25 protein-coding genes and 1 pseudogene are annotated in these 23439 nt (G+C 49.6%); 6 read left to right on the top strand and 20 right to left on the bottom strand.

Annotated elements, in window-relative coordinates; genetic code table 11:
* Window positions 1–20: 20 nt before the first annotated feature.
* The 8 genes from ACZ439_RS01080 to ACZ439_RS01115 all read right to left on the bottom strand — a co-directional run bounded on the left by ACZ439_RS01080 (window position 21) and on the right by ACZ439_RS01115 (window position 6699).
* Window positions 21–629 carry an NAD(P)H oxidoreductase gene (locus ACZ439_RS01080; protein ID WP_464620520.1) on the bottom strand — a complete coding sequence of 203 codons (609 nt, stop codon included), beginning with the start codon at window positions 627–629 and terminating at the stop codon, window positions 21–23.
* A 64-nt stretch (window positions 630–693) separates the two neighbouring features.
* Window positions 694–1662, bottom strand: a complete 969-nt coding sequence (locus tag ACZ439_RS01085) for an LLM class oxidoreductase (RefSeq protein WP_054797411.1) — start codon at window positions 1660–1662, stop codon at window positions 694–696.
* 110 nt (window positions 1663–1772) lie between these two features.
* Window positions 1773–2075 carry an ArsR/SmtB family transcription factor gene (locus ACZ439_RS01090; protein ID WP_127609877.1) on the bottom strand — a complete coding sequence of 101 codons (303 nt, stop codon included), beginning with the start codon at window positions 2073–2075 and terminating at the stop codon, window positions 1773–1775.
* A gap of 591 nt (window positions 2076–2666) precedes the next feature.
* Complete coding sequence (locus tag ACZ439_RS01095) at window positions 2667–3293, bottom strand: Crp/Fnr family transcriptional regulator (protein ID WP_164751944.1); 627 nt, start codon at window positions 3291–3293, stop codon at window positions 2667–2669.
* Window positions 3294–3467: 174 nt separating this feature from the next.
* On the bottom strand, window positions 3468–4220 hold the full coding sequence (locus tag ACZ439_RS01100; protein WP_054799890.1) for an SDR family NAD(P)-dependent oxidoreductase: 753 nt from the start codon (window positions 4218–4220) through the stop codon (window positions 3468–3470).
* 30 nt (window positions 4221–4250) lie between these two features.
* Entirely contained in the window at window positions 4251–4763 is a 513-nt protein-coding gene (locus tag ACZ439_RS01105) for an aromatic-ring-hydroxylating dioxygenase subunit beta (RefSeq protein WP_054799889.1), read from the bottom strand.
* 46 nt (window positions 4764–4809) lie between these two features.
* Complete coding sequence (locus ACZ439_RS01110) at window positions 4810–6192, bottom strand: aromatic ring-hydroxylating oxygenase subunit alpha (protein WP_464620521.1); 1383 nt, start codon at window positions 6190–6192, stop codon at window positions 4810–4812.
* Window positions 6193–6276: 84 nt separating this feature from the next.
* Complete coding sequence (locus ACZ439_RS01115) at window positions 6277–6699, bottom strand: hypothetical protein (RefSeq protein WP_464620522.1); 423 nt, start codon at window positions 6697–6699, stop codon at window positions 6277–6279.
* Between the two features lie 116 nt (window positions 6700–6815).
* Between ACZ439_RS01115 and istA the strand changes: the two genes are divergently transcribed.
* From istA to istB, 4 genes and pseudogenes are all read left to right on the top strand, one after another.
* Complete coding sequence (gene istA, locus ACZ439_RS01120) at window positions 6816–8408, top strand: IS21 family transposase (protein WP_464619836.1); 1593 nt, start codon at window positions 6816–6818, stop codon at window positions 8406–8408.
* Window positions 8405–8659, top strand: a complete 255-nt coding sequence (locus tag ACZ439_RS01125) for an ATP-binding protein (RefSeq protein ID WP_464620523.1) — start codon at window positions 8405–8407, stop codon at window positions 8657–8659. The genes istA and ACZ439_RS01125 overlap by 4 nt, the downstream gene beginning before the upstream one ends.
* Window positions 8660–8783: 124 nt before the next feature.
* Entirely contained in the window at window positions 8784–10142 is a 1359-nt protein-coding gene (locus tag ACZ439_RS01130) for an IS4 family transposase (protein ID WP_028406325.1), read from the top strand.
* A gap of 4 nt (window positions 10143–10146) precedes the next feature.
* A pseudogene (istB, locus tag ACZ439_RS01135) lies at window positions 10147–10707 on the top strand (IS21-like element helper ATPase IstB); the annotation flags it as partial.
* Between the two features lie 64 nt (window positions 10708–10771).
* Here istB and ACZ439_RS01140 read toward each other — a convergent pair.
* The 5 genes from ACZ439_RS01140 to ACZ439_RS01160 all read right to left on the bottom strand — a co-directional run bounded on the left by ACZ439_RS01140 (window position 10772) and on the right by ACZ439_RS01160 (window position 13629).
* On the bottom strand, window positions 10772–11407 hold the full coding sequence (locus ACZ439_RS01140) for an SDR family NAD(P)-dependent oxidoreductase (protein WP_464620524.1): 636 nt from the start codon (window positions 11405–11407) through the stop codon (window positions 10772–10774).
* Window positions 11408–11577: 170 nt separating this feature from the next.
* Entirely contained in the window at window positions 11578–11823 is a 246-nt protein-coding gene (locus ACZ439_RS01145; protein ID WP_127609885.1) for a hypothetical protein, read from the bottom strand.
* 14 nt (window positions 11824–11837) lie between these two features.
* Entirely contained in the window at window positions 11838–12665 is an 828-nt protein-coding gene (locus tag ACZ439_RS01150; protein ID WP_127609887.1) for a DODA-type extradiol aromatic ring-opening family dioxygenase, read from the bottom strand.
* Window positions 12666–12737: 72 nt separating this feature from the next.
* Window positions 12738–13343, bottom strand: a complete 606-nt coding sequence (locus ACZ439_RS01155) for an alpha/beta fold hydrolase (RefSeq protein ID WP_464620525.1) — start codon at window positions 13341–13343, stop codon at window positions 12738–12740.
* Window positions 13312–13629 (bottom strand): alpha/beta fold hydrolase, encoded by a 318-nt coding sequence (locus tag ACZ439_RS01160; RefSeq protein ID WP_464620526.1) that lies wholly within the window; start codon window positions 13627–13629, stop codon window positions 13312–13314. The genes ACZ439_RS01155 and ACZ439_RS01160 overlap by 32 nt, the downstream gene beginning before the upstream one ends.
* 279 nt (window positions 13630–13908) lie before the next feature.
* Between ACZ439_RS01160 and ACZ439_RS01165 the strand changes: the two genes are divergently transcribed.
* Both ACZ439_RS01165 and ACZ439_RS01170 read left to right on the top strand, forming a co-directional pair.
* Window positions 13909–15612: an NTTRR-F1 domain gene (locus ACZ439_RS01165; RefSeq protein WP_464620527.1), complete on the top strand. Its 1704-nt coding sequence runs from the start codon at window positions 13909–13911 to the stop codon at window positions 15610–15612.
* A 277-nt stretch (window positions 15613–15889) separates the two neighbouring features.
* Window positions 15890–16330 carry a hypothetical protein gene (locus tag ACZ439_RS01170; RefSeq protein ID WP_464620528.1) on the top strand — a complete coding sequence of 147 codons (441 nt, stop codon included), beginning with the start codon at window positions 15890–15892 and terminating at the stop codon, window positions 16328–16330.
* A 151-nt stretch (window positions 16331–16481) separates the two neighbouring features.
* On the opposite strand, the gene ACZ439_RS01175 is transcribed toward ACZ439_RS01170, so the two are convergent.
* From ACZ439_RS01175 to ACZ439_RS01205, 7 genes are all read right to left on the bottom strand, one after another.
* The gene (locus tag ACZ439_RS01175; protein ID WP_054797989.1) at window positions 16482–17033 is read right to left on the bottom strand and encodes a hypothetical protein; all 552 of its coding nucleotides are present in this window, start codon (window positions 17031–17033) and stop codon (window positions 16482–16484) included.
* 152 nt (window positions 17034–17185) lie between these two features.
* Complete coding sequence (locus ACZ439_RS01180) at window positions 17186–17701, bottom strand: hypothetical protein (protein ID WP_054800220.1); 516 nt, start codon at window positions 17699–17701, stop codon at window positions 17186–17188.
* 30 nt (window positions 17702–17731) lie between these two features.
* Complete coding sequence (locus ACZ439_RS01185; RefSeq protein WP_464620529.1) at window positions 17732–19771, bottom strand: ABC transporter transmembrane domain-containing protein; 2040 nt, start codon at window positions 19769–19771, stop codon at window positions 17732–17734.
* A 239-nt stretch (window positions 19772–20010) separates the two neighbouring features.
* Window positions 20011–20868, bottom strand: a complete 858-nt coding sequence (locus ACZ439_RS01190) for a sugar phosphate isomerase/epimerase family protein (protein ID WP_464620530.1) — start codon at window positions 20866–20868, stop codon at window positions 20011–20013.
* Window positions 20861–21856, bottom strand: a complete 996-nt coding sequence (locus ACZ439_RS01195) for a DUF6005 family protein (RefSeq protein WP_054797983.1) — start codon at window positions 21854–21856, stop codon at window positions 20861–20863. The genes ACZ439_RS01190 and ACZ439_RS01195 overlap by 8 nt, the downstream gene beginning before the upstream one ends.
* A 17-nt stretch (window positions 21857–21873) precedes the next feature.
* Window positions 21874–22152, bottom strand: a complete 279-nt coding sequence (asbD, locus tag ACZ439_RS01200) for a petrobactin biosynthesis protein AsbD (RefSeq protein ID WP_054797982.1) — start codon at window positions 22150–22152, stop codon at window positions 21874–21876.
* Window positions 22152–23432, bottom strand: a complete 1281-nt coding sequence (locus ACZ439_RS01205) for an AMP-binding protein (protein ID WP_464620531.1) — start codon at window positions 23430–23432, stop codon at window positions 22152–22154. The genes asbD and ACZ439_RS01205 overlap by 1 nt, the downstream gene beginning before the upstream one ends.
* Window positions 23433–23439: the final 7 nt, after the last annotated feature.

Consider the following 23439-nt stretch of genomic DNA (forward strand, 5'->3'; position numbering starts at 1 on the left):
GATTTAATACGTCGTCATTTTTACTTGTGAGCGAGCGAATCGCTGTAGGTATACCCTAACTCATACACTCGTTGAAACATACTTTCGTAATGCTTGTTAATTTCATCCCCGCTCTCCAGTTCTTCAGCCAGCGTGTTATACAGAAATGCTACTTCCGACTGTGAAATGCCCGTATATCCAGCCAGACCGACATTCAGATAATGGGAAATCATGGTATCGAAACTCCGTTTTTTCAAGCTATCTTCTGTCTCCCCGACAAGCGGAATCCAGAGTACTTTTTGGTGTGGAAGGTGCGCTCCGCCATAAGCGAAACCATAGTTCCACGCGCGGTCTATATAGCCTTTCGTCATGGCCGGTAAGGAATACCACCATAACGGAAAGATGAACGCAAGTCCCTCGTTTCTCTTCAGCCTTGCCATTTCAGCTTGAACACGTGCGGAATAGCTCTTCCGGGGGTTATCCCAATCAGGTTCATCTTGTTCGAAGACGAGCGGTTGAAATTCCTCCCCGTACAAATCCGCCATTTCAACTTCATGTCCGGCATCGGTGAGTCCTTGAACAAAACGATCGGCCACAGAAAACGTAAGGGATTCCCTTCTGGGATGCGAGACGATCGTCAGCACCTTCATTATCAGCCACTCCCCATCAGATTTTGGTGAACCAACCGATCACGCGGCAACCGGGGCTTTCCTGTTACGAAATTTCTTGTGGTTCGCCGGTTAATGCGGGAAAGTGCGGGAGAACCTCTTCTCCCAGTTCTTCAATCACTTCTTCAATAGGACGATGGCCATATTTCAAGTTGATAATCACATGATTGACACCCACATTTTTAAGAAACTGAATGAATTCAATCAGCGGTTTGCGCCCGATTCGGAATCCTAGATGAATAGGGATTGGCGCCTGATTCGGATCCTCCGCCAAATCTATATAGAGAGACTGGCTGAATGGTTTAAACTCATCGGTAAGAGAGCGCCAATTTTTAATCAGATCCGCCTGGAATTTCAAGTTTCGGGGATAATACATCCAACCGTCACTATTTTCGGCAATCCATTCAACAGACTGCGAGCTGTGGCCGGTTACCAGCACTGGAATATCCGCCAGCCGCGGTTTGGGCAACAGGTCCCCCCCTTGCAACAGTTCGACTCGTTGCGATCGGATCGTCGAAAAGCTCTCTCCCCACACTTTTCTCATGACCGTTAAGGCTTCCTGAAACAATTGGGGACGGTCTTCGAAATCCACTGAGAAGGCCGGGAATTCTATTGGGCGATCCCCGGTCGCCACGCCGAGAACCAGACGTTCGCCGGACAGGTGATCGATGGAAGCCGCTGCTTTAGCGACATGCAGCGGGTGACGCAAGGTGAGAATAATGCTTGCGGTGCCCAGTGCGATGTTTCGGGTATGGGCGGCAATATATCCTAAATAGGCCCAGGGATCATAGATTTGGCCCACATCCCCAAAATTCGGGTCATGCAACGGAACATCCCTGACGAACAATGCGGCAAAATTCAGCTCCTCCGCTCTTTTCGCCAGTTTAATTTGCTTTTCCAGATTCATCTCCGGAATGCTGCCTGCGTAGGATTCCAACGGAAAGAACAATCCGAGAGTCAGATTGTTTTCTTTAAACATGCGTGAGTACCCTTTATGCTTTCCAAATTTATTCATCTTCGTCCCTCCATATCCTTATTTTTAGATATCTATAATTATCGATATAATAAAATAAAAATCGGGATCATGCAAGCATTAAAAAAGGAGTGGAATACAAAGATTATGATTTACAATTCTTTGGATAACCATTCCGTCATTTTTTTGATGTTTTCCTCATCCCTTTTATAATAAGTAAATTGCCCAATGCGTTTTGCTTTTATCAACCCGGCGTTTTGCAGCATGGATAGGTAAAGGGACACTGTGGATTGTGACAATCCAACTTTTTTATGGATATCGCTCACGCAAACCCCGTCTTCTTGTATATCCCCGTTTTGCGGTTTTGGAAAATGAATCTCCGGATCTTTTAACCACTGTATGATCTGCATTCTCGTTTCATTGGACAACGCTTTAAATACTTCCAGAAGTTCCATGGCGCTTCCTCCAGAATCTCCGTTTTACTCATTCTAACACTACATCATGACCGTTTGGAATACCCTTATTAGAATACACTTCATCTTAGACTCCCATGCCGCCTTAAGCTTGTTATACAGTGGTGATGATGACTCCATGAAAAAGATACTTTCAACGTTCCGTCTTAAAATTTAGACATTTCTCCCATAATTTAATTAAGGGCCCGCTCCGGGAATGATCCCCAAGTTTAATTCCGGAAGTCCCAATCTGGCATTCGAGCCTAAACGACCCGTTCTTCGACCGGAACTTCCGGCTTGATCCGGCCTTCCTTGATCCATTGACTGATTAACTGGGTGTGAGATGATACACTTCCGCTGTCCATCCGAATTCCGGATATTCAATTATTTACGGTTTCATGTGAATGGTAATTATGATCATTAACGAAAAAAATCAACAAGCATTAAACAACAAAAAGGTAAGTTGTTTAATGCTTGTTAATTTTTTGCGCCCATATCAGGCTGCCTATAAACTTAACGTTATATTGGGCAATACGGCGAAACACCATAAGAAAACTCGAAAGGCAGGACGTTTTTCTTCCGTCCATGCCTGCTCTATTTTTGTAGATTCCCTGATAAATACGCTAACTCTACCTCATTTTCAATGACTATCTTTTTCTTTCCTATTAATCTGATAATTCCTAAATCTTGCAATTGATGAAGCGACTTTGCTACAGTAATTCTAGACTTACCGATAATTGATGCCAGTTCTTCCTGGGAGAGTGTCACATAATTTCTTCCGGATTTTTGTTGTTTAGGAAAAGAATTTAAAACAGAAGCCACTTGGAATATTAAATCGCCGAAACTGTCTATTTCAACATGATTGAATAAACTTTCAATTTGAAGGGCTACACACTTTAGTAAATAGGAGGCTATATTCGGATTATTATGAATGCAATTCAGGACAACTTCCTTGGATATGGATAAGATTTCCACATCCGTTACAGACATAACTACGATCGAATTCGAAATAGGACGCTCCAGAAAAACGGCTGATAACCCAAAGAAGATACCAGGCGTCACATAATTAACCGTTCGAATCTGTCCGGTTTCAGATAGTAGTACCACTTTCGCGATCCCTTTGACTGTGCAATAGGCATATTTCCCGACATCCTTCTGCTCAAAAACGACAGATCTTTTGGAGTGACAAGTTATACTGCCCAGGCTTTTAAAAATTTCCAAATAAGACAAGTCATCCTTTGAAAGTTCATCAAGGTATACTAACATATGCATTGCATGGTAAAATTATTATTTCGGGATGATGCCAGAGCAGTCGCAATTTTCCCCATAGTTATACCTCCATAATAAACAGCTTGCTGAATCAGACGAATCTGCGGATCCTCATTCGGATAGAACCTACATTGCAGTATGCCCGCCATCTACAGCAATGGCTTGCCCCGTAATCCACGACGATTCATCCGAACATAAAAATAAAGCACATTGCGCAATATCTTCCACTTGGCCATGACGTTTAATCGGCTGAACCTGAAGCATCATGTTGATAAACTGATCGTTGGATAGATCTTCCGTTTGCTGCGTATAGGGAATAAACCCTGGCGCTATCGCGTTACAACGTATCCCTTTGGGTCCATAGTCCACAGCGATGGAGCGGGTCAAGCCAATCACGCCCGCTTTCGATGCAGCATGCGGACCATGACCCGGTATGCCAATCAACCCGGACGTGGACGCTGTATTCAGAATCACACCGTATCCTTGCTTCTCCATTTGTTGAAGCGCATATTTACAACCGTAATACACCTGGTTTAACTCGAACCTGATTGTAAAATCCCATTCATCCGTGGGCAACTCACCTATAGGGCGCATTTTGACCAAACCGGCATTGTTGTACATAATGTCCAATTTACCGTACTTTTCTACGGTATACTTCACCAATGATTCGACCAACGACTCTTCCGTTACATCGACATGATAGAACTCCGCATGTCCATGCCCGGCCGCAATTTCATCGACCACTTTTCGTCCTTGTTCATCGTTAAAATCCGCCACAATAACCGTTGAGCCCTCTTGGGCAAACAACAAAGATGCTGCCTTGCCTTGTCCTGATGCTGCACCCGTAATAATAGCAACCTTGTTTTTTAAGCGTTCCATCTTTTCCTCCCCGGGAGAGCAGTCGTTCTCCTACAAGAATATGCCCAGTGTACGCGGTATTACCGAACCGAGCAAGATCACTTTACGTTTGGCCAGCTTCCATTGTCCATTCGTGCTGCGCAGCAGATCCTCCCGCCGGGCGCGCCAGACCGTCTCAATATCTCCATGGCGAACCTGGGTCACCTGCAGATTGGAATGCACTTTCACTTCTCCTTCCCGCTCGGCGGGATCTACAAGAATATTGGTAACGATTCGTTGCGTGACTGAAACTGGAATCTCGCTGTGTCGCAGCCCCGTCTCCAGTTGAATGACCCGCATTTCTATCAGATCACGATTATCATCTACATACGGGACATAAGGAACATCCTCGCGATAAGACCCGGTTTCTCCAAAAACGCTCTCGATTGTCGGAATCCAGTAGCGGATATCGTCCGTAAGGAGTTCGAGCCAATCGCGTACCTTGTAGTTGTCGAGCAGCCAAGCCTCCCGGTAGAGAAACTCCTCAATCTCCTGTTTCAGTACTGTTGTCGAAGCGAAGCTCATGTCACACCTTCCTTTCACAATGGGTTACATATCAATGGGGGACGCTTCAGCGTTCCTTTTTCATGAGATCACGATAATACTGATAGAATGCAAGAGCCTTCTCCTCGGTGAATACCGACAAAGGAGTTCCTGGTAGCGCTTCCAAATCAAGGCCTGCCTCACGAAATTCCGCATAGAAGCGCTGCAGGTCAATACCAGGCATGGCATAGTTGAAGGGACGTTCTTCCACTCCTTTGGATATAACGTTCTTATACATCCGGTCGAAGTTCTCCGTATCGTCGGTCGTAATCATGCCGGCCGGCGCCTGATCAGCCGCCAGAACACTCGCGCCATACCGCTTCACAACGTCCGGAGCGTCCTTCTCAACAGCAAACCACTGCCAGCCTTCAAGCATCATAGGCCCCTTCGGGTGCCATTGGATAATGCCGCTTGCCCGCAAGGCACCGGGCATAAGAATCAAGCTGAGGTTGGGGAAAATGGTCCAGTTCGCGCTGCCATGAACCTTATGTTGTTCTTCCTCCATGAATTCTTTCATCCTGCGCTCCCGCTCCTGCAGCCATTCTACGGCTTCGGGACCTAGACGCTCAGCTATGGCCCGGTCATTCAGGGGTTGGACTTGAGCCGATGAATCCGGACGCGGGTCATTCCAGAATTCAACCAGGCCAGCGGCATGGGGAACGCCTGCCGGAGAAGTGGAGAGAACATTAAAACCCCGATCAAACTGATTGCCGCACATCCAGTTGTCTCCACCATTCTGAGACATATGCATCAGCGCACGAAAAAAGGAGACATGGGTGATGGGCACATGATACTCGTCGTGCATGAAATTATCCGCCATCATCTTCCAATTGGTCGGCATCATATATTTTCCCCTACCGGGCAGCACCTCGATGCCACCGAGAAAAGGCTTGAGGAGCATGCGGTCAAGATACCAGCGAATGTCGCCCAGGTAATCGTCCAGGGAGCAGATCTCTTCATCCCAACTGGCAAAAATGAGCCCTCCGTAGCTGCTGACTTTCGGAACCTCCTTGAGGCCCCACTCTTCCCGCTTCAAGCTGCCGGCATAGGATTCGCCTTGCGGAAGTCCCATCAGCCCACCCTCGATATTATACTGCCAGCCATGAAACGTACAGGTGAAACTCTTCTGCGAACCGCGGTCAAAAAGACAAACTTTATTCCCGCGATGCGTACAGCGGTTCAAAAAGACGCGTACACGATTGCTCCGATCGCGGACCACGATGACTTCGTCCTCGCCCATTTTATTGAGGATATAATCGCCCGGCTTGGGGAGACTCGATTCGTGACCAACAAATAACCAGGTGTGTTGAAAAACCTTTTCCATTTCCAGGCGATAAAGCTCTTCATCCGTGAAAATCCTGGAATCGATGTAGCCCTCCTGATCTCTGATTGCCTTATCCAAGTTCAGCATTACTCAATCACCTCCATTGAGATTTAAAAAGTTGCACAATCACAGTTCTCGATGCCGTCTGACAGGATCGACACGGTTGTTCCGCTATGACTGCCCTTGCTCTGAAGCAAGCCTTTCAGAGGCGGAAATCCAAAGAGCGGCCCAAGCGTCAAACGGCAAGTGCGACACGCCCGAACGGCTGTATTTCGGCATGACGGCTTCCAGTTTGCTGTACATCTCTTCCATTTCCGGCGGCAACGAAACGTCGCTCCAAGCAGCGGAATCGCCGAATCCGTGATCGTAGTTCCATTCCGGGACATAAACGAGCCGTCCTGTGACCCCTTGCCCGTTTTGCCCCGCTAGGAAAAGAATCGAAGGCGTGACATGTTCCGGAATGGATGGCCGCATGAAGTAAACCATCCCCATTTCGCTCCAAGACTTCGCCGTTGCGTCGAACCACGAAGCACGCGTATGTCCGGGCATGATCGCATTGACGGCAACGCCTTCCCCCCGAACCTCTTCCCCCAAATAGAAGGTCAGCTGTCTATGATAACTTAAAAACAGGCCACCGTAATCATTGAAAAACCGGCCACAACCGATAAACCTACTTGGAGAATAAATCGACAAGTGGGTGCCGGGAGAGAATGATTACGATGAATATTATGCAGAAGATTTTGATGATGCACATCCATGAAGGAAGGTCACGCCGGGAAATTGCTAGATTGACCGGGATTCATCGAGAAACGGTTGGAAAATACATCCACCAATATGAGGAAAGGAGACGGCAGTTGTTGGCGGAGGGGAACGACTCAGTAGATATTCAAGCATTAATTGATGCCCTGACCACCGCTCCCAAGTACAATGTAGGAATCCGACCGAATCGGAAACTGACCGATGAAATAGCAAAAAAAATCCAAGCGCATTTGAATGAGAATGAAATCAAGCGAAACCAAGGGCAACGCAAACAACAAAAGAAGGCAATGGACATCTTCGAAGCACTGGAAGCCGAAGGCGTAGATATTAGCTACAGTACGGTTCTCCGAACAATCCGTGGTTTGGAACGCAAACCCAAGGAAGCATTCATCAAGGCACTGTATGAACCTGGGGAAATCTGTGAATTCGATTGGGGTGAAGTGAAACTTAAAATCAATGGTAGACTACAAACTTTTCAAATGGCGGTTTTCACATCCGCTTATGGGAACTACCGTTTTGCGTATTTGTTTACCAAACAAACGACAGAATGCTTTCAGGAAGCACATGCTTTGTTTTTTCAGCATATTGGCGGCGTACATCGAACGATGGTATATGATAACATGAAAGTGGCGGTCAAACGGTTCGTTGGAACGGGAAAGGAGCCGACGCAAGGTCTTCTGCAGTTGTCGCTTTATTATGGGTTTCAGCACCGTTTTTGCAATATCCACAGCGGCAATGAAAAAGGTCATGTGGAGCGCAGCGTGGAGGTCGTACGCCGAAAAGCATTCGCCTTTCGGGACGAGTTCGACTCGTTAGAGGAAGCGAACCAATATCTGCAGCAGGTATGTACACGGCGCAACCAAAAACCGCAAACCGAGTTGAGCGGCCAGACGGCGATCGAACGACTGGAACAGGAACGCTCTTTCCTTCTCCCTGCCATGCCCCCGTTTGATGCCGCTCGTGTACTCTACGGACGGGTAGACAAATATGCGACGATCATGGTGGACCAGAATCGTTATTCAGTACCGGATCATTTGGTTGGCGAGTCGATCATGACCAAGGTCTACTCCACGAGAGTGGTTTGCTTTCATCAGGAAATTCAGGTGGCGGAGCATATGCGACTGACCGGCAGCCATGAGTGGCGATTTGATCTGAATCATTATTTAGAAACGTTAAAGAAAAAACCTGGTGCATTCGCCGGTAGCGCGGCGTGGCATCAGGCTCCCCAAAAGATAAAAACAATTTACGAGATGTATTATACCAGACGAGAGAGAGATTTTGTACAACTACTGCAATATATTCGCGACGATGTCGGTTTCACAGAGGTAGAGCAGGCCATAGAGGCGTTGCAGCGTATCCATCCGAGCCATGTCACGACGGATAAAATTAAAGTGCTGTGTGCTAAGAACCGGGAAATGGTAGTTGCTCATGCCACGCTTTCCAAAACCGGTCAAGAGATCACGGATCGATCGGTCGAACAATTGCGCGCGTACGATGATCTGTTTCATACCGATACGTTAGAAACGAAGGAGGACGTTGCATGAGTCATTCACCGCGCAAGGCGTGGAAAGAAGCGATTATGGAATACAGTAAGGAACTACGGCTTCCGATGATTCGGAAGCATCTGGAGGAGTACGTGCGGGAGGCCAGCCAACGGGACGTTTGCTACGAAGAGTTCCTGGCTCAGTTGCTGGAGAAGGAATGCGATGCCCGACGGGAGGCATCCCGGTACAACCGAATCCGACTGGCAGAATTCACACATAACTCAACTTTCGCAGAGCAAAAACTAGCCTAAATCCTTGCAGCCACAGGGCTACTAAGCAATCAGATACATGGCTTGCAAAATAGAAAAACACCGCTTCGTTTGGTAAAGTGAAAGTGCGAGCAATCACTATCAAACAGAAGAGGTGTCTTCCATCATGATAGACCATCAGCCCGATCTTAATCAACTGCCAAACGAATTAAAGTCTGCTTTTCAAGAACTGAACGTCATGAAACATCTTCGACAAGCTGGGTTGCGCAAGCGATTTGGTTTCAGCTGTGCCCGACTGTTCCAACTCGTCTTTGTCCTGTTGTTTCATCAAAAGAACTGGTTTCGTCTGCTCGAGAGCAGCAAGGGAGAATCGTTTCCCGGCAAAGATGCGGTGTATCGCTTCCTCAATCATGCCGGCTTTGCCTGGCGTCGCTTTCTGACATCACTCAGTGTCGCCACGGTACGGAAGGTCAGCACTCTTACGTCTGTCGACCGGGACACCGTCTTCATCGTTGACGATTCGATGTTCGAACGCAATCGCAGCAAGGCTGTTGAGTTGCTCGCCCGATTCAAAGATCATGCCACCGGCGCTTATTACAAAGGATTTCGTATGCTCACCATGGGCTGGTCCGACGGGCATACCTTCTTGCCGCTCGACTTCGCGCTGCTCAGTTCAAGCAAGTCTGCCATCAACGGCATGAGCGAGAACATCGACAAACGATCGCACGGCTACAAGCGCCGTCAGGAATCGCTCCGATCGGCTCCGCAGGTCATTGCGTCCATGCTGGATCGCGCTTTGGCAGCAGGGGCGACCGCCTCCTACGTCTTGATGGACAGCTGGTTTACGCATGCGCCTCTCATTGGCGAAGTCATTGCCCGCGGGCTCGACGTGATCGGCATGGTCAAGAATGACAATAAGCGTTTCCTGGTTCAAGGCCGGAAGCTGTCGCTCAAAGAACTGTACGCGGCAGCGTTTCCTGTGGTGAGCAACAAGCGTGGCATTCTCCGCTGCATTCGAACCGAGCTTGCCCCAGACATTCCGGTTCGCGTGGTGTTCGTTCGTCATCGTACGAAGAAGAATGAATGGCTCGCTATTTTGACGACAGACCTTTCCCTTTCCGTAGAGGACGTGATCCGCATCTACGCGATTCGCTGGGACATTGAGGTCTTCTTCAAGTGCACCAAATCACTGCTTCGTTTGCAAAAAGAGTTTCAAGGCCGCTCCTATGATTTGCTGATCAGCCATACGACGCTTGTGTTTTCGCGCTACATCCTGCTGGCTTGGCAGCATCGGCAAAGCACCGATGCGCGCTCCTTCGGAGGCTTGTTTTATTTGCTATGCGACGAAGTCGGTACGCTCGATTGGGCGGTTGCCTTACAACAATTGCTCGATCTCATCAACGAAATTGCCACGAAGGCCGGCAAAAAGCTTTCGGCTCTGATACAGCGTCAACTCCAGCAATGGATTGCCGTTTTGCCCAGTTACATCAAGGCTTGTTTGCCGATTTCATGCTGCGAAAGTTGAGACACATAAGAAATATCTTGAGGATTTATCTGTAGATGAGCTTCCTCAGGACGCACAAAAGAAACTGAAACTGCTCAAAACGCTAGGGTTTATTCCGGAAGGACGTAACGTCATCTTGGCCGGCAATCCAGGAACCGGAAAAACCCATGTGGCTATTGGGCTCGGTCTAAAAGCTTGTTTGGAGGGTTACAAAGTATGGTTCACTACCGTGCCTTTGCTTGTGAACCGCATCAAAGAGTGTCGGGCAGAGCAAACACTCCGAGTGTTTCAGAACCGGTTTGAGAAATATGACCTGGTCATTGCCGATGAGATGGGATACATCTCATTCGATAAGGAGGGTTCCGAGCTACTGTTTACCCATCTTTCGCTTCGAGCAGGACGGAAGTCAACGATCATCACGACGAATTTGTCATTTGAACGCTGGGGAGAGATCTTTCAGGATCCGATCATGACCGCAGCGATGATCGACCGATTGACCCATCAGTCCTACCTCGTCAACATGAATGGGAACTCCTATCGCATGAAAGAAACTAAGGAATGGCTGCAGAAGCAGCAATTGGCCTGAGCTACATGTAGCCATATTTTTTGTACCGCATGGCCGGAAATTAAATGATTATGTGGCCGGATTTTCAGTTGACAAATACAGTCAGCGCCATCGTCGCTGCCTTTGTGGCTTGATACGGCATTTCCACCGTCCACGGGCGCAGCGCGAAATAAGATCCCCCTTGATGGGTCGGCAGCACTCCACTGCTAACGACGTTGATGATGCTGCCGCTGCCTTTATCAAGCATCGGGCGAATAAACCGCCGGATCGCTTTCAAAACACCGAACGTGTTCACTTTGAACATCGTTTCCCAATCGCTATCCTTTGTATCGAGCGTCTTGACATGACCTTGCGGATAAAAAAGTGTCTCCGATACAAGAGCGGCGTTGTTCACCAGAGCATCAACAGTCCCAAATCTCTCCATAACTGCTTCATAAGCCGAATCCAGTGAAGCGTCCTCCGCCACGTCCACTTGTACGGCCATTCCTCTTCCCGTGCTTTCTAAATGCTTGCGAAACTCTTCAGCATTGTCCCACTTTTGATCCGCAGCCACTACGTTGGCTCCAGCCGCAAGAAGACCTTCTACGATCACTCGGCCAATCCCGCGAGCACCGCCTGTGACTACCGCAACCTTTCCGTCCACTTGACCTTTCCACTGTTGTGTGGCTTGACGGACCATCTCACGTTGACGAACCATAATCTCATCTTTTTGTTGAACCATTTTTAAATTTCCCCTTTCACCGCCATAATTTTATCAGCATTCTTAATCCTAAAGTCCCACAATGAGATATTAGACATTTATTTCCTCAATCCTTTAGTGCCGTCTATATTTTCAACTCAACTTCTGTAAGGAGACCTTCATCCAAGGCGACTTTATACCTCTATGGATTGTTATATCCCCTGTCTGTACAGTTCCCGTATGTCCATCCTATGGATCAGAGACAGGTGCATAAGCAGCAGCGGATGAACACCCTCCTGATGTAAACGGGTTACGCTGCACTGCAAGATCGCTTCACGCTCTTCAGGTTCAAGATCGTAATCATCAAAAAGATTTGCATCGCCTTGCAAAAAGAGAAGCTGGTGCTCTTCCCGTTGCGACAGGTGAAACAAAAATTTGTTGATGCGGTAACCGTTCATGCCACACACCTCTTTCACTTGATCACTGCACCAAAATCAATAAGGGCAATTCCCGTTCCCCAAGCTTCGACTGGTTCATAGCAAATAAGCTCACGCCGTCCCTGCGGCAGCGCTCCTGCCAGAGCCATCCAGCTTTTAATTTCCAACGCGCCGTTGCCCGCTTCTTCCTCGATGTGTGCGTTGCTCCATCCGAGAATTTCCTCGTCCCTATGGTGCAGCAGCAATTCCAGGAAACGCCGGTCAAAGGATTCGGCGATCTCCCCCATGCGGGGAACAGCCACCCAATGCGAAATTCCGCCCGTGGCCACCAGCGCCACCTTCCGGTCCTTCTCCCACCCGTTAACCGCATCGGCCACCATCTTCCCAAAGTGGTACAAGCGGTGGAGCGGCGCAATCGGGGGCGATGCGGCATTCATGAACACAGGAACAACCGGAATGTTCATCTGCGGTGTCAGAAAGTGCAATGGTACCATAAAGCCATGATCCAGTCGCATCTCGTAAGAATAAGCCAGGTCGAACTCCTGATCAAGACCGTACTGCAATACATGCTGTGACAAGTCCAAATCCAGATCAACCGAATAGGGGGGAACGCCGGCTTCGCCCCATCCCTGTGCTTTTTCACCTGTCCCTATACAAAGTGAAGGCATGTTATCCAAGAAAAAACTCTTCATGTGTTCGGCGGAAAAAAGGATCACCGTCTCTGCCCCGCTTTCCTCCAGGCGGCGTCTTATTTCTCCAAAAGCCTTATAAACCCGTTCCATTTGTTCCTGAGGAGCCTTGTCTTTGGCCCGCAGTATCAGCGCTGTATGAGCAACGGCAGCTGCGAAGACGATTCTTGCCATCGTTCAACATCCACCTTCCTTTCTTATCTATCTGATCGGCTGCATGGACACATGCAGCCTTGATGTCCACGCTTACTCTTGCCGGAAGAACTCGATCACCATGCGATTTACCAATTCCGGCTGATCCGTTTGGCACTGGTGACCCGCCTCTCTGATGTAAGAAAATGGAATATTGGGCAACAGCTTCTCTAATTCATGCCCCATCTCCACAGGAGCGAAGCTGTCGTCGATCCCCCATATAAACTCGGTCGGCACCTTCAATTGTGGCAATGAATCCTTTAAGCTGAACCGATCCCAAAGTTGAGGCTCTCTCCGCATACGCGACTGGTAGTCTTGAAAAGCCTGCATCGATTCGCGAATACCAGGACGGTTGGCCGCCACATGGCGAGCTCTCACAAGCTCATCCGTCACTTTGGTCGGGTCGTTGATAATGGCCGTGAGGAACTTGCGCATCGCCTCTTCTGTATAGTCATAGTGGAGCAGGGCTTGGAAAGCCGCATTGTTCCCCCCGTCCGGCCGCTCGAGGCCCATGGACATGGCGATGGTGGCACTGCCAATAAGGAAGCATTTCCTCACACGTTCCGGATGGTCAATCGTATACTTAGCCGCCACGTAAGCTCCTTGCGAATTGCCAACCAAATACACCTCATCCAAACCATAACGCGTCAATAAAATCACTTACATGATTAACCAGGCTCTGATGCCCCAGCACAGGCCAAGCATGAGGCCGGGCATCCGTCCATCCCATGGAAATCTGGTCAGGCGCATATACACGAAAGCCTGCTTCTGCCAAAGCCGGCAGCATGAATCTCCAACCGGCTCCTCCAGACGAACCGGGGCCGCCGCCATGACATAAAACAACTGCAGGCCCTTCAGTTCCGGCCCAAGAATAATGTGTTCTCACCCCATTTGCCAAAACCCATCCGTTATGGTACGAGGAACCAAGTTTCATTTTTTGCACCATCTCCTTGCAATCCAGTTTTTATTGTACCATTCTCATTATGTAAGGGCTTTCATATCGATAATATCAACTTAAGCAAATAAAAACTGCTAAACGCTTATCATTTCAAAAACTTTCATTACACCGGGTCACCGGATTTGTGCATCTTGGATTACTTGATTATCGTCGCCTTCTCCAATACGATTTGTGTATTTTGGCAGCTATAGATGACGTAGCAGAAGAAATTGGACAACATATAATACTATTGCGTCCTAGTTATGGCGCTAAAGGAGGTGAGAACATATGTCTATCACTAACATTATTGTCAATGGCGGGTTTGAAACAGGGTCTTTATTGCCCTGGATTAATTTTAATGCAACCATTACAACCGATTTCTCGCATTCAGGTTTTTACGCAGCGCGTTTGCTCGGCGGAGATTTAAACTCCTTTATTACGCAGTTTGTGCCCGCAACCCCCGGAGAGTCATACGAATTCCTGGTTTCACTTGCGAAGGTCGGAACTGCGCCAAGCCCTCCCATTTCCTTGACTGTCGCCTTTTATAACGATTCATTCACATTTCTGGGATACGGATTGATTACTACGATTCAGACCGACCGATTGCCTGATGTAAACGATGATACTTGGCTGGAAATCTACCAAACAACCTCTGTGGCGCCGGCAGGTACTACGCAAGCTTTAGTCCTGATCAATAAACTTCCTCTGACGGGTAGTCCGGATGTCATTGCGGATGACGCAGCGTTACTGGAGGCGGCAGGGGGTGGAGCTACCGGACCGACGGGACCGACAGGGCCGACCGGAGCAACGGGCGCGACAGGCGCAACGGGCGCAACGGGCGCAACGGGCGCAACGGGCGCAACCGGAGCAACGGGCGCGACAGGCGCAACGGGCGCAACCGGAGCAACGGGCGCAACCGGAGCAACGGGCGCGACAGGCGCAACGGGCGCAACGGGCGCAACGGGCGCAACTGGGGCGACTGGAGCTACGGGCGCGACAGGACCTACGGGCGCAACGGGCGCAACGGGGGCGACTGGAGCCACGGGCGCGACAGGCGCAACGGGCGCGACAGGACCGACAGGACCTTCCGGCGGGCCGCAGGGACCAACTGGAGCAACAGGGCCTACCGGCGCGACAGGACCTACGGGGGCGACCGGACCGACGGGACCGACCGGAGCAACGGGGGCGACAGGGCCTACTGGACCTTCCGGCGGGCCGCAGGGACCAACTGGACCAACTGGAGCAACAGGGCCTACCGGCGCGACAGGGCCTACCGGAACGGTTGAGCCCAATCCGTTTCAAGTTTATGTTCAGGCAGGCGCAATAGGCGGGGATGGATCGCAAGCAAGCCCGTTCGGTACAATCCAGCAAGGCGTAACGGCAGTATTGCCCACCGGAACGGTTCACATTCTGCCGGGAACGTATCCGGTCACATCCACCATTTTGGTTAACAAAGCCGGCGTCAGTTTAGTTGGTTATCCGGGCGCGATCGTCATGCTGCAAGCGAATGTCATTCCAATTATCGTGTTGGGAAGCGGAGTAACGGTCAAAGGGCTGACCATGACCAGCGATATCCCGTATGCAAGGGAATTTATTCAAATTGGAGGTAACAATCATCGAATACTGGACAACACCATATTCGGCCCTCCACAAGCCGGGCCTTCAACGGGCTGGGTAGTCAATCGCGGCTTTGTGACACAAGCTGGCAACATGAACAACCTGTTGGTGCAAAATAATCTCTTCTATTCTCTTCGCCAGCCAGCGTATTTAAATCCGGGTACAAACGGCAATATCCTGGATAATGTTGTCTATAACACCCGCGGATTTGTTGTTGAAGCAGCTGTATTTGTCTTTTCCGGAAATTCATGGGGCATCCCGGAAAACGCTGTAGATATCGCGCTGATACCTGGAACAGTGGTCGGTCCTCCATACGATCCTTTGACAGTACTGGCCGAGAATAACAGTAATGCTTCGATACAAGACACTCGATAACTACAAGCTGCAAGTTTCACTGAAGAGGATGGTAACGTTGTAAAAAGATTTTGGATAGAAAATTGACCTGAAAAGGGTGGCATATGATGCCACCCTTCATTAATTTCTTGAAAATCAACATTAAAATTTAACAGAGCCTTAAAATAAAGAAACGCTGTTTTCGCAAAGATTGTTGTTTTAGGGTAAAGTTTTATAATATCCAGATTTTCTGTAATATTGTAAATAAGAAATAGGATAAATCCGTCTTGTCTCTAAATCAATATTTGGTGGTGATTAGATGATGAAACATCTTTCTTGGATAAAAGGTCTTATCTTCGGTGCTTTATTTTCATTCATTACTGCATTATTATTTATGTTAATAGGTCAAGTTTGGGCTGGTGGAATTACTTCATTCTGGGGTGAAGAGTGGCTATATTTCTCAGTGATAATTCCTTTTGCTATTACCTTTGCAGTTTTAGGTGGATATTTTCACAATAGAAATGTATTATCTAACAAAAAACTTTGGCTGATAAGCCTTATAAGTGCATTTCTCGTAACCTTATACAGCGGAACAGTTGGTGCGATTTTTGGCGAAACTATCGTTAGGGGCGGATTGGAAACGATAAACGTTGAAGGTACATTCGTTTGGGGTACAATCTATGCTTTTATTTTACTTCCCCTTACAACACCATTCGCAAGATTTTTGATAGGAGTTTTTTATAAAATCATTAGAAGATAAACCACTTTCGTGCTGTAAACCTTTATCCTTAGCGAATCAGGGAACAAGTCATTCTTAATCGCTCTGAACAGCTCTATTTGGTCTGCTTTGCTCACGAAAACAGCGTAAAGAAAAGACCATCGAGAATTTCCCAACGGTCTGAAGCACGTGTTCAGTAGACACGGCCTTCGTTTCCTCTAAGTCCATCAGCGGCTCCAAAACGAAGGCAATAGGCCTCCAGCTCATGAAACGAAACCGTATAGAGAGCCAAGTTGTTCACGATGGATTTTGTCGAACCAGGCAGTGCGCTGAATTTCGTGAAGAGCCTTTCCAGCTCCCCCTGACCCTCAGAAGCCCAGAACTGAACCTTCTCGACATTCGGGTTTCCCGCTTTCATCTGGTCAATCAGCGCTTGCAATCCTCGTGCAAACACAAATGTGCGCCGATAAGCCTTCTGAATAAAAGCAACCTCCACCTGACATACTTCCCGGTCCTCATATTGGTTGGCGCCGGTACCATAGACGAAACCGGCCGCACCGACAATCTCGTAAGGCTCTTCACTGAAGATGAGCATGGCTTTGCCAAAAATTAAAGGGCTGCTGATAAAACTAAGCTTAATGGCAAATGAATAAGGCAAATTCAGTTCATCGTGATGCTTGATTACAAACTTTACATACGATTCATAGTCCATTTCCAAATCGCAAGGACGAAATTCGTAGGGCATTACTTCGGTTGTGCTCTTAAGGAATCATTGATGATGACTGATTGCCCAAATCTGTCACCTTTGCCGCCGGTTCCTTTAGAACCAAATCCTTTTGGTGGAATCATTCGGTACCCCTCCTTTTCGAAATCAATCCTTTGTTTTCTTTTTCCTAATTATACCTTGTCGAAAATTTTTAAGATAGTCCTAATCTGGTTAATTTTCACACAAAAGACCAATTCTTTTCCAAGCATACCCTCACGTCTGTTGCTTGTTTCGGAAAATTTGGAATACAATTTGCATAAATATTCATTTTCCTCCAGAGCGGCGAATCTCAATTCCTGCACCTCCGGATGCTCCTTCACGATCTCACGAACCCAAAACCGCAGCCCGGTAATAAATAGCCGCGTCCCCCTGTGGGCTTTGTCGAAAATGACCATATCCGCAAAAGCAACCTCTTTATCCTTAAATTCCTCTTCCGGTGTACCCTGATAATAAGCCAATACTCCGATCACCCGGTTGTCGGCATCCGTGGCTTGAAGCAAATGGCCCTGCGTCAAATAGGAATAAAGCAGGCTAATCGTATCCATGGTTGTATAAGAAAGATGCAGGTCGCGTCTGTTCTCAAGAAAGAATAAACTGACTTTGGCGAACTCATCATCATTGGAACAGCGTCTGCAAAGCGTCGTCATTGCGATCCTTCTTTCTGTCTCCACGAGACGTCAAATTCGCTTCTTCAGCGTTTGCTCCAGCGTTTGAAGAATTTGAGTGTATTGGTTTGTTAATATTTGAAATTGTTCCCGTCTTACAGATAGCAGCACCGATGGGCCCATGGCCCTCACCGTAGCGGTCCTTGGAATATCCCTGAGCAGGGCGATTTCGCCAAAGTGATCACCGTCCTGCAGAACGGCTACCCGCTTATCTCCCTCTTCGGGAACCTGCTTCAAGATTTCAAACTTGCCGCGGACAATAATGTAAAATTTATGGCCTTCCTCTCCCTCACGCACAATAGCCTCGCTCTCTTTGCACGTTTCGGTGGAAAACAGGCTAGCCATGTCCTGGAGCAGCGGAAGCTCGATCCCTTCGAAGAAGGGCAGCTTCGCAAGCCGGTCAACCTCCACCGTTGCATGAAGGCCATCCTGAGACAAGTGAAACCCATGCTGCTTTTCCCAAAGGCTATAGTATAGTCCGTTTTGCTGCAGAAGTTCCTGGTGGGTACCGGATTCGACGATTCGGCCCTCCTTGAACACATGAATCCTATCGGCATTCACAACAGAGGCTAACCGGTGGGTTACGGAAATAATCGTAGTGTGCCTGCGAATCTGTTGAATCCATTGATTGATATCCGCTTCCGTAGCCGGATCCAGTGCCGACGTCACCTCATCAAGCAGCAGCAGCTTCGGATTTCTCAGAATCGCCCGCGCAATCGCGATGCGCTGCCGTTCACCCCCTGACAAAGATCCCCCTTCATGGTGGATCATTGTCTCATAGCCCGCAGGCCAGCTTGCAATGACGTCATGTATTTTCGCCTGCTTCGCGGCTTCAACCATGTCCGCATCCGTGACGTCAACCCCGTCCAGCAGCAAATTATCCCGTATCGTTGTGTTAAATAAAAAAGTATCCTGAGTAACCAACGTGGACAGCTCTCTTAAGGAAGCCTCGCTTACGGTACGCAGGTCATAATCATCCATCGCAACCGTGCCCTGCCTGGGATCGTAGAAACGGGACAGCAGCTGCAACGCGGTGCTTTTGCCGGAGCCGCTTGGACCTACGAATGCCGTATAGCTGCCGGCTGCGATGTGCAGGCTGACGTCCCGCAATTGATCGGTTTCCTCGGTATATCCGAAGGTGACCCGTTCCATCCGGATCGAAGTTATGGAAGCTGGAAGCTCTATGGGGTTGGCGGCTTCCGGAACGCCGGGCTGCTGATCGAAAATTTCCCCGACGCGCCGGAAGCTAACGCTCGAATCAATGAGGTTCGGGATCAGGAACGATAAATTGGAGGCCGCCTGACCAACGCTCATAAACAATGTAAAAAAGGCCATAAAGCCGCCGACCGTCATATCGTCATGGAGTATCAAATATCCGCCGAAGCCGAGCATAATCCCGTTCAAGATCAATAAAGCCGTTAGAGGCAAGCGCTCCATCAGGGAGTTGGTCATGTGCATGTTCAAACCAAAGGAAAACAGCTCTTGAATTTGCTTACGGGCCCGCTCCCGGAACCTGGCCTGCTGATGCAAGCCTTTAATCGTTTTATGACCCTTGACCATCTCGTCGATCGTATTGGAGAAGCGCTCCTGGGCTTCTTTATAGCCCGCATTGGCCGTTTCCGCACGGGCTTGAAGGAGTCTGGGCCCGACAAACATCAGTACGGAGCCGGCAAGCACGGCCAGCGTGAGCTTCCATTCGATTGAAAACAGCATAAAGAGTCCGAGCAGGATGCTTAAAGCCTCCTTCAGAAAGAAGGGACACGAGATGCGGATCACTTTCTCCATGGACGCCATATCCGCTGCGAAACGAGTAACAAGGTCGCCGACTCTGTATCGTTGATAAAAAGGCAGCGATTGCTGCTGCAGATGGATAAACAGCTCGGTTCTCAGCTTCCGAATCACCTCGCCGCTCAGCTTGCCTAACGAGTAATCCCCGCATGCACTTGCGCAAATGTTGAAAAATCCGCCTCCGAGCAAAATGCTCAGAATGATCGTGAACGCTTGGAAGTCCTTAGGTGTGAATGCCTCATCCACCAAGTATTTCAGGCTCAAGGGGGCTGCCACCGCATAAGCGACTTCAAAGAAGATGCTAAACAAAAAAATGGAGAACAGTAGTTTATATTGAGTAAAATGGCGCAACATGGTCCTTATAAAATCCAATTTTAATCGCCGCCTCCCAGTACCCATAGATTACCGCAGTTTCGTCAGGCTGTAAACGATTTCCATGATAGGAGCGAGATTTGATTGCAAAAAAAAGACAGCTTTTAGCGCTGCCTTTCATTCACGAGCATTTACGGAGCTGGCGCGTATAAACGGTCCAGCCTGCGACGCAGCCACCCGATTTCCCCACTCAGCATCCGTCCAGGTTCGGCCCCGAACCATTCCAAAGAGGCGAACTTGCCGCTCGACCCGATGCGGTCGATAATACGACGGTAATCGACCGCTCCGTCCGCCAGCGAAACCATCCCTTGCCGGCTGCCGTTAGCCGCATACACCTGATGGGGTTGAAACACGCTGCAGTGAGCAAGAGAGAGGACATTTTTCAGATGGAAATGCTCCACCCATGGCTCCAACTGCTCATAGCTTTCCAACGGGTCGTCCCCAGCCTCCCATAAGTGAAGGAAGTCCATATTCAGCTTAACCGCTTCATGGCTCACTTCCGTCATCAGCCGATGAGCCGCCGCTTTGTGATCGGCCAGCGTCCCCGGATGTGTTTCCACCAGCAAATCGATTCCATGATCCATACACAGGTCGCCAAGGATTCGAAGCTGCCGAACCGTATCCTCGAACTCGCCTGCGCTCACCTCTCTGCTGCCGCGCCTCCCCGCAAAAGTACGAATCCGCCTCGTTCTAAGCCAGCCCGCCAACGTGAGCAGTTCCTCGCATCGGGTAACGGTATCCGGGAAATTCACCCGGGATCCCACTTCCAAATAATCGCTGATCATTGAAACCGTCAGCCCGGCGGCTTCCGGCAAATGCATCCTGGAGCCCTTGCGCTCCTCATACAGGTGACGGGCGTGAACTCCCCATACTTCCAGTCCGTTGAAGGCATGGACTCGGGCAAATTCGATCAGCTGCTCGAAAGAAATCAACGTGTGGCGAAAAGAGATGGTGCACAACGAGCACCCTAATCTGAATGAATCAGACATCAATAAGACGCCCCCCTGCGTTGGAGTAGCGGGCAGACCATAAGGCAAGCTCCCGCTCCAGTTCCTGTTTAAGCCCACGTTCGATCGCTTCGGCCTTATCCAATGTTTCCAATAGTGAAGGAAGCAGCTCGGTACGGCCGGTCAGCGATAGTTTGACAGCCATATATTGCATCGTGTTGAAGGCTTGAACCAAATCGCGGATTTGCTGCGCCCAATGCTCATAATGTTCCCGTGGCAACTGCAGCTCATCGTGAAAGTACATGAACGCGTAATCATACCCGTATTTGCGAATCACAATCACGTGCAGATGCTTGAGCGCATCCGCGAGCTGAGGCAGCTTCTCAGGCTCCCCGGCCAATCTTGAGACAAGCGCTCGCAGCTTGGATACCAGCTCATTGCCATGGAGATTAAATCCGTCATAAAAGTAAGAAACGACCGTATTCGGTGTCGGCGCCTGGATAGCGAGGGCTTCGATATAAAACCCGTCCGGATAAGGGTTATGAACAAAAGCCTGGAGCACCTGCTCCCGGCTGACGACCCCCTCCCACTTCATATCCGCGTCAAGCATGAACCATTCGCCCTCTCGTTCGGTAGACGAAACCAGCAAATAATGAGGGAACGGATTCAGATTGAACTTATTTTCCCGCTCCGGCATGAGAGACATGTCAATCTGCACGACGACATGCCTGTGCTTAGGGGCATTCTCAACAAGTTCCACCAGTCTGGCCGCATTTGCTGCCGAATCCTGATGCCGGTCATGCCACTGGATCACCCGAGTTCCGAACATTCGTTCATACCACTTCATCGATCGCTCATGCTGAATGGTATCTGAATAATACGACAAACCCGCCTCCGTCCAGGCAAACTCCGCATCCCACACGCCAAAATAAAAAGGGCGGTAATCGACATCGCTGTACCTTTTGACCACCTCGCACAAGCAGCTCACCACACAGTGAACCTTAATGCGCTGCTCCTTCCATCCGAACATAAATTCGCCTCCTTCTGTTACGCTCTTTGCTCCTCGTCAGTACCGGCGGGAGCCAAACGTTCCATGAAATCAAGAAGTGAGCCCACCGTATGAAAGACCCGCGGATCCACCTCCTCCTCCGGTATACGAAGCCCGAATTCCTCCTCAATCCAGACCAACAGCTGCAGCATCATCACCGAATCGACGCGAAGGTCCTCATTCAGCCTGTGCGTTTCCTCCAAGGGAGACAAGTCTGTCAGAAGAAGCCTGGTTTTCATCAATGAATGCAGCTCTGTTATCCGTTGATTCCGTCTCATCAGCTTAGATCCGCCTCCTCCAACATTTTACGGCTGATTTTACCCGTCGCATTCCTTGGCAGCTTCGTGACACACTCCACTTTGGCCGGCACTTTATGGGGAGGCAGCTTGCGTATGCACCATGCGCGAACCGCCTCGGGCGTAACCTGATGATCGGCCGCCACCATGCAGCAAACGACCTCGCCCATCACCGGATGCCGCCCTCGGTAGACGACGCACTCGCGGATGCCGTCCAGTTCGGAGACGACGTTTTCTACCTCCGTAGGATATACTTTAAGGCCGGATACGTTGATCACATCGTCGGCCCTGGCTAGAAGCCGCAGCTCTCCCTGCTCCATATACCCAAGATCTCCGGTGCGGATCACCCGGTCTTGCACGGCTATGATCAGTTCTTTCGGCATGTCTGCTGAAGCCCCGGCTTGCCTAATCCGAAGGTGGCCTAACGGCTTGCCGATATCTGCGCTAAACCGAAGGGAGCGGCTGACACTGATGCATCCGGCTTCGGAGCAGCCATACTGCTGAAGCACACCGTCCGCCAGAGGAGCAAGCTTATCCAACAAACCTTGCGGCAGAGGAGCGCCCGAGCTCATCAACTGATGATAACGAAAGCCGGAAGCGAAAGATGTCAGCACATGCAGCGTCAACGGTACCCCATACACGATATGCTTCGGCGTGTCCCGAAGGAGAGCCAAAGTCAGCTTCGGATTCGTATAGGCCGCGACGTGAGGCACCGCTTGCCGCTTCATAGCGGACAACACTCCGCTGATCAGGCCGTAAGCATGGCTTACCGGCGAGATGATGACCGGGGTAACCGAACCGTCCAGATCAATCGCTTCATTATTAGCCGTGATTTCCTCCGCTACAGCCGACCACGTTCGGCAAATGAGCTTAGGCTTGCCGGACGTACCTGAGCTGAACATACAAAGCGAAGCCTCCTGGGCGGAGTCAAGGGTATCGTTCGCTCCTTCCGGCGGCGTAAGCGTCAGAAAGCCGTCCTCGACGGATCGGTACACGAGGCCGCTGCACCCTGCTTCAATCGCCAGAGACTTGGCCGTCTCCAGCGGAGTTTCTCCGTGGAGCAGAAGCACCGATCCCCCTTGCTCCCGCAAAAAAAGCACCAGTATAATCAACTCGGCCGCGTTCGCCATGCAGACCGCGATCCGGCTTCCAGCTTTCCCCGCGTCCCGATAATGCGGCAAAAGCCCCCAGGCTTTCCAGCGTACATCCACATCCTCTTGGCCCAAATACAATTGGTTGACGGCAAACAGCTTCCCATTCACATGCGGA

Source organism: Paenibacillus sp. JCM 9796, from assembly GCF_055379675.1.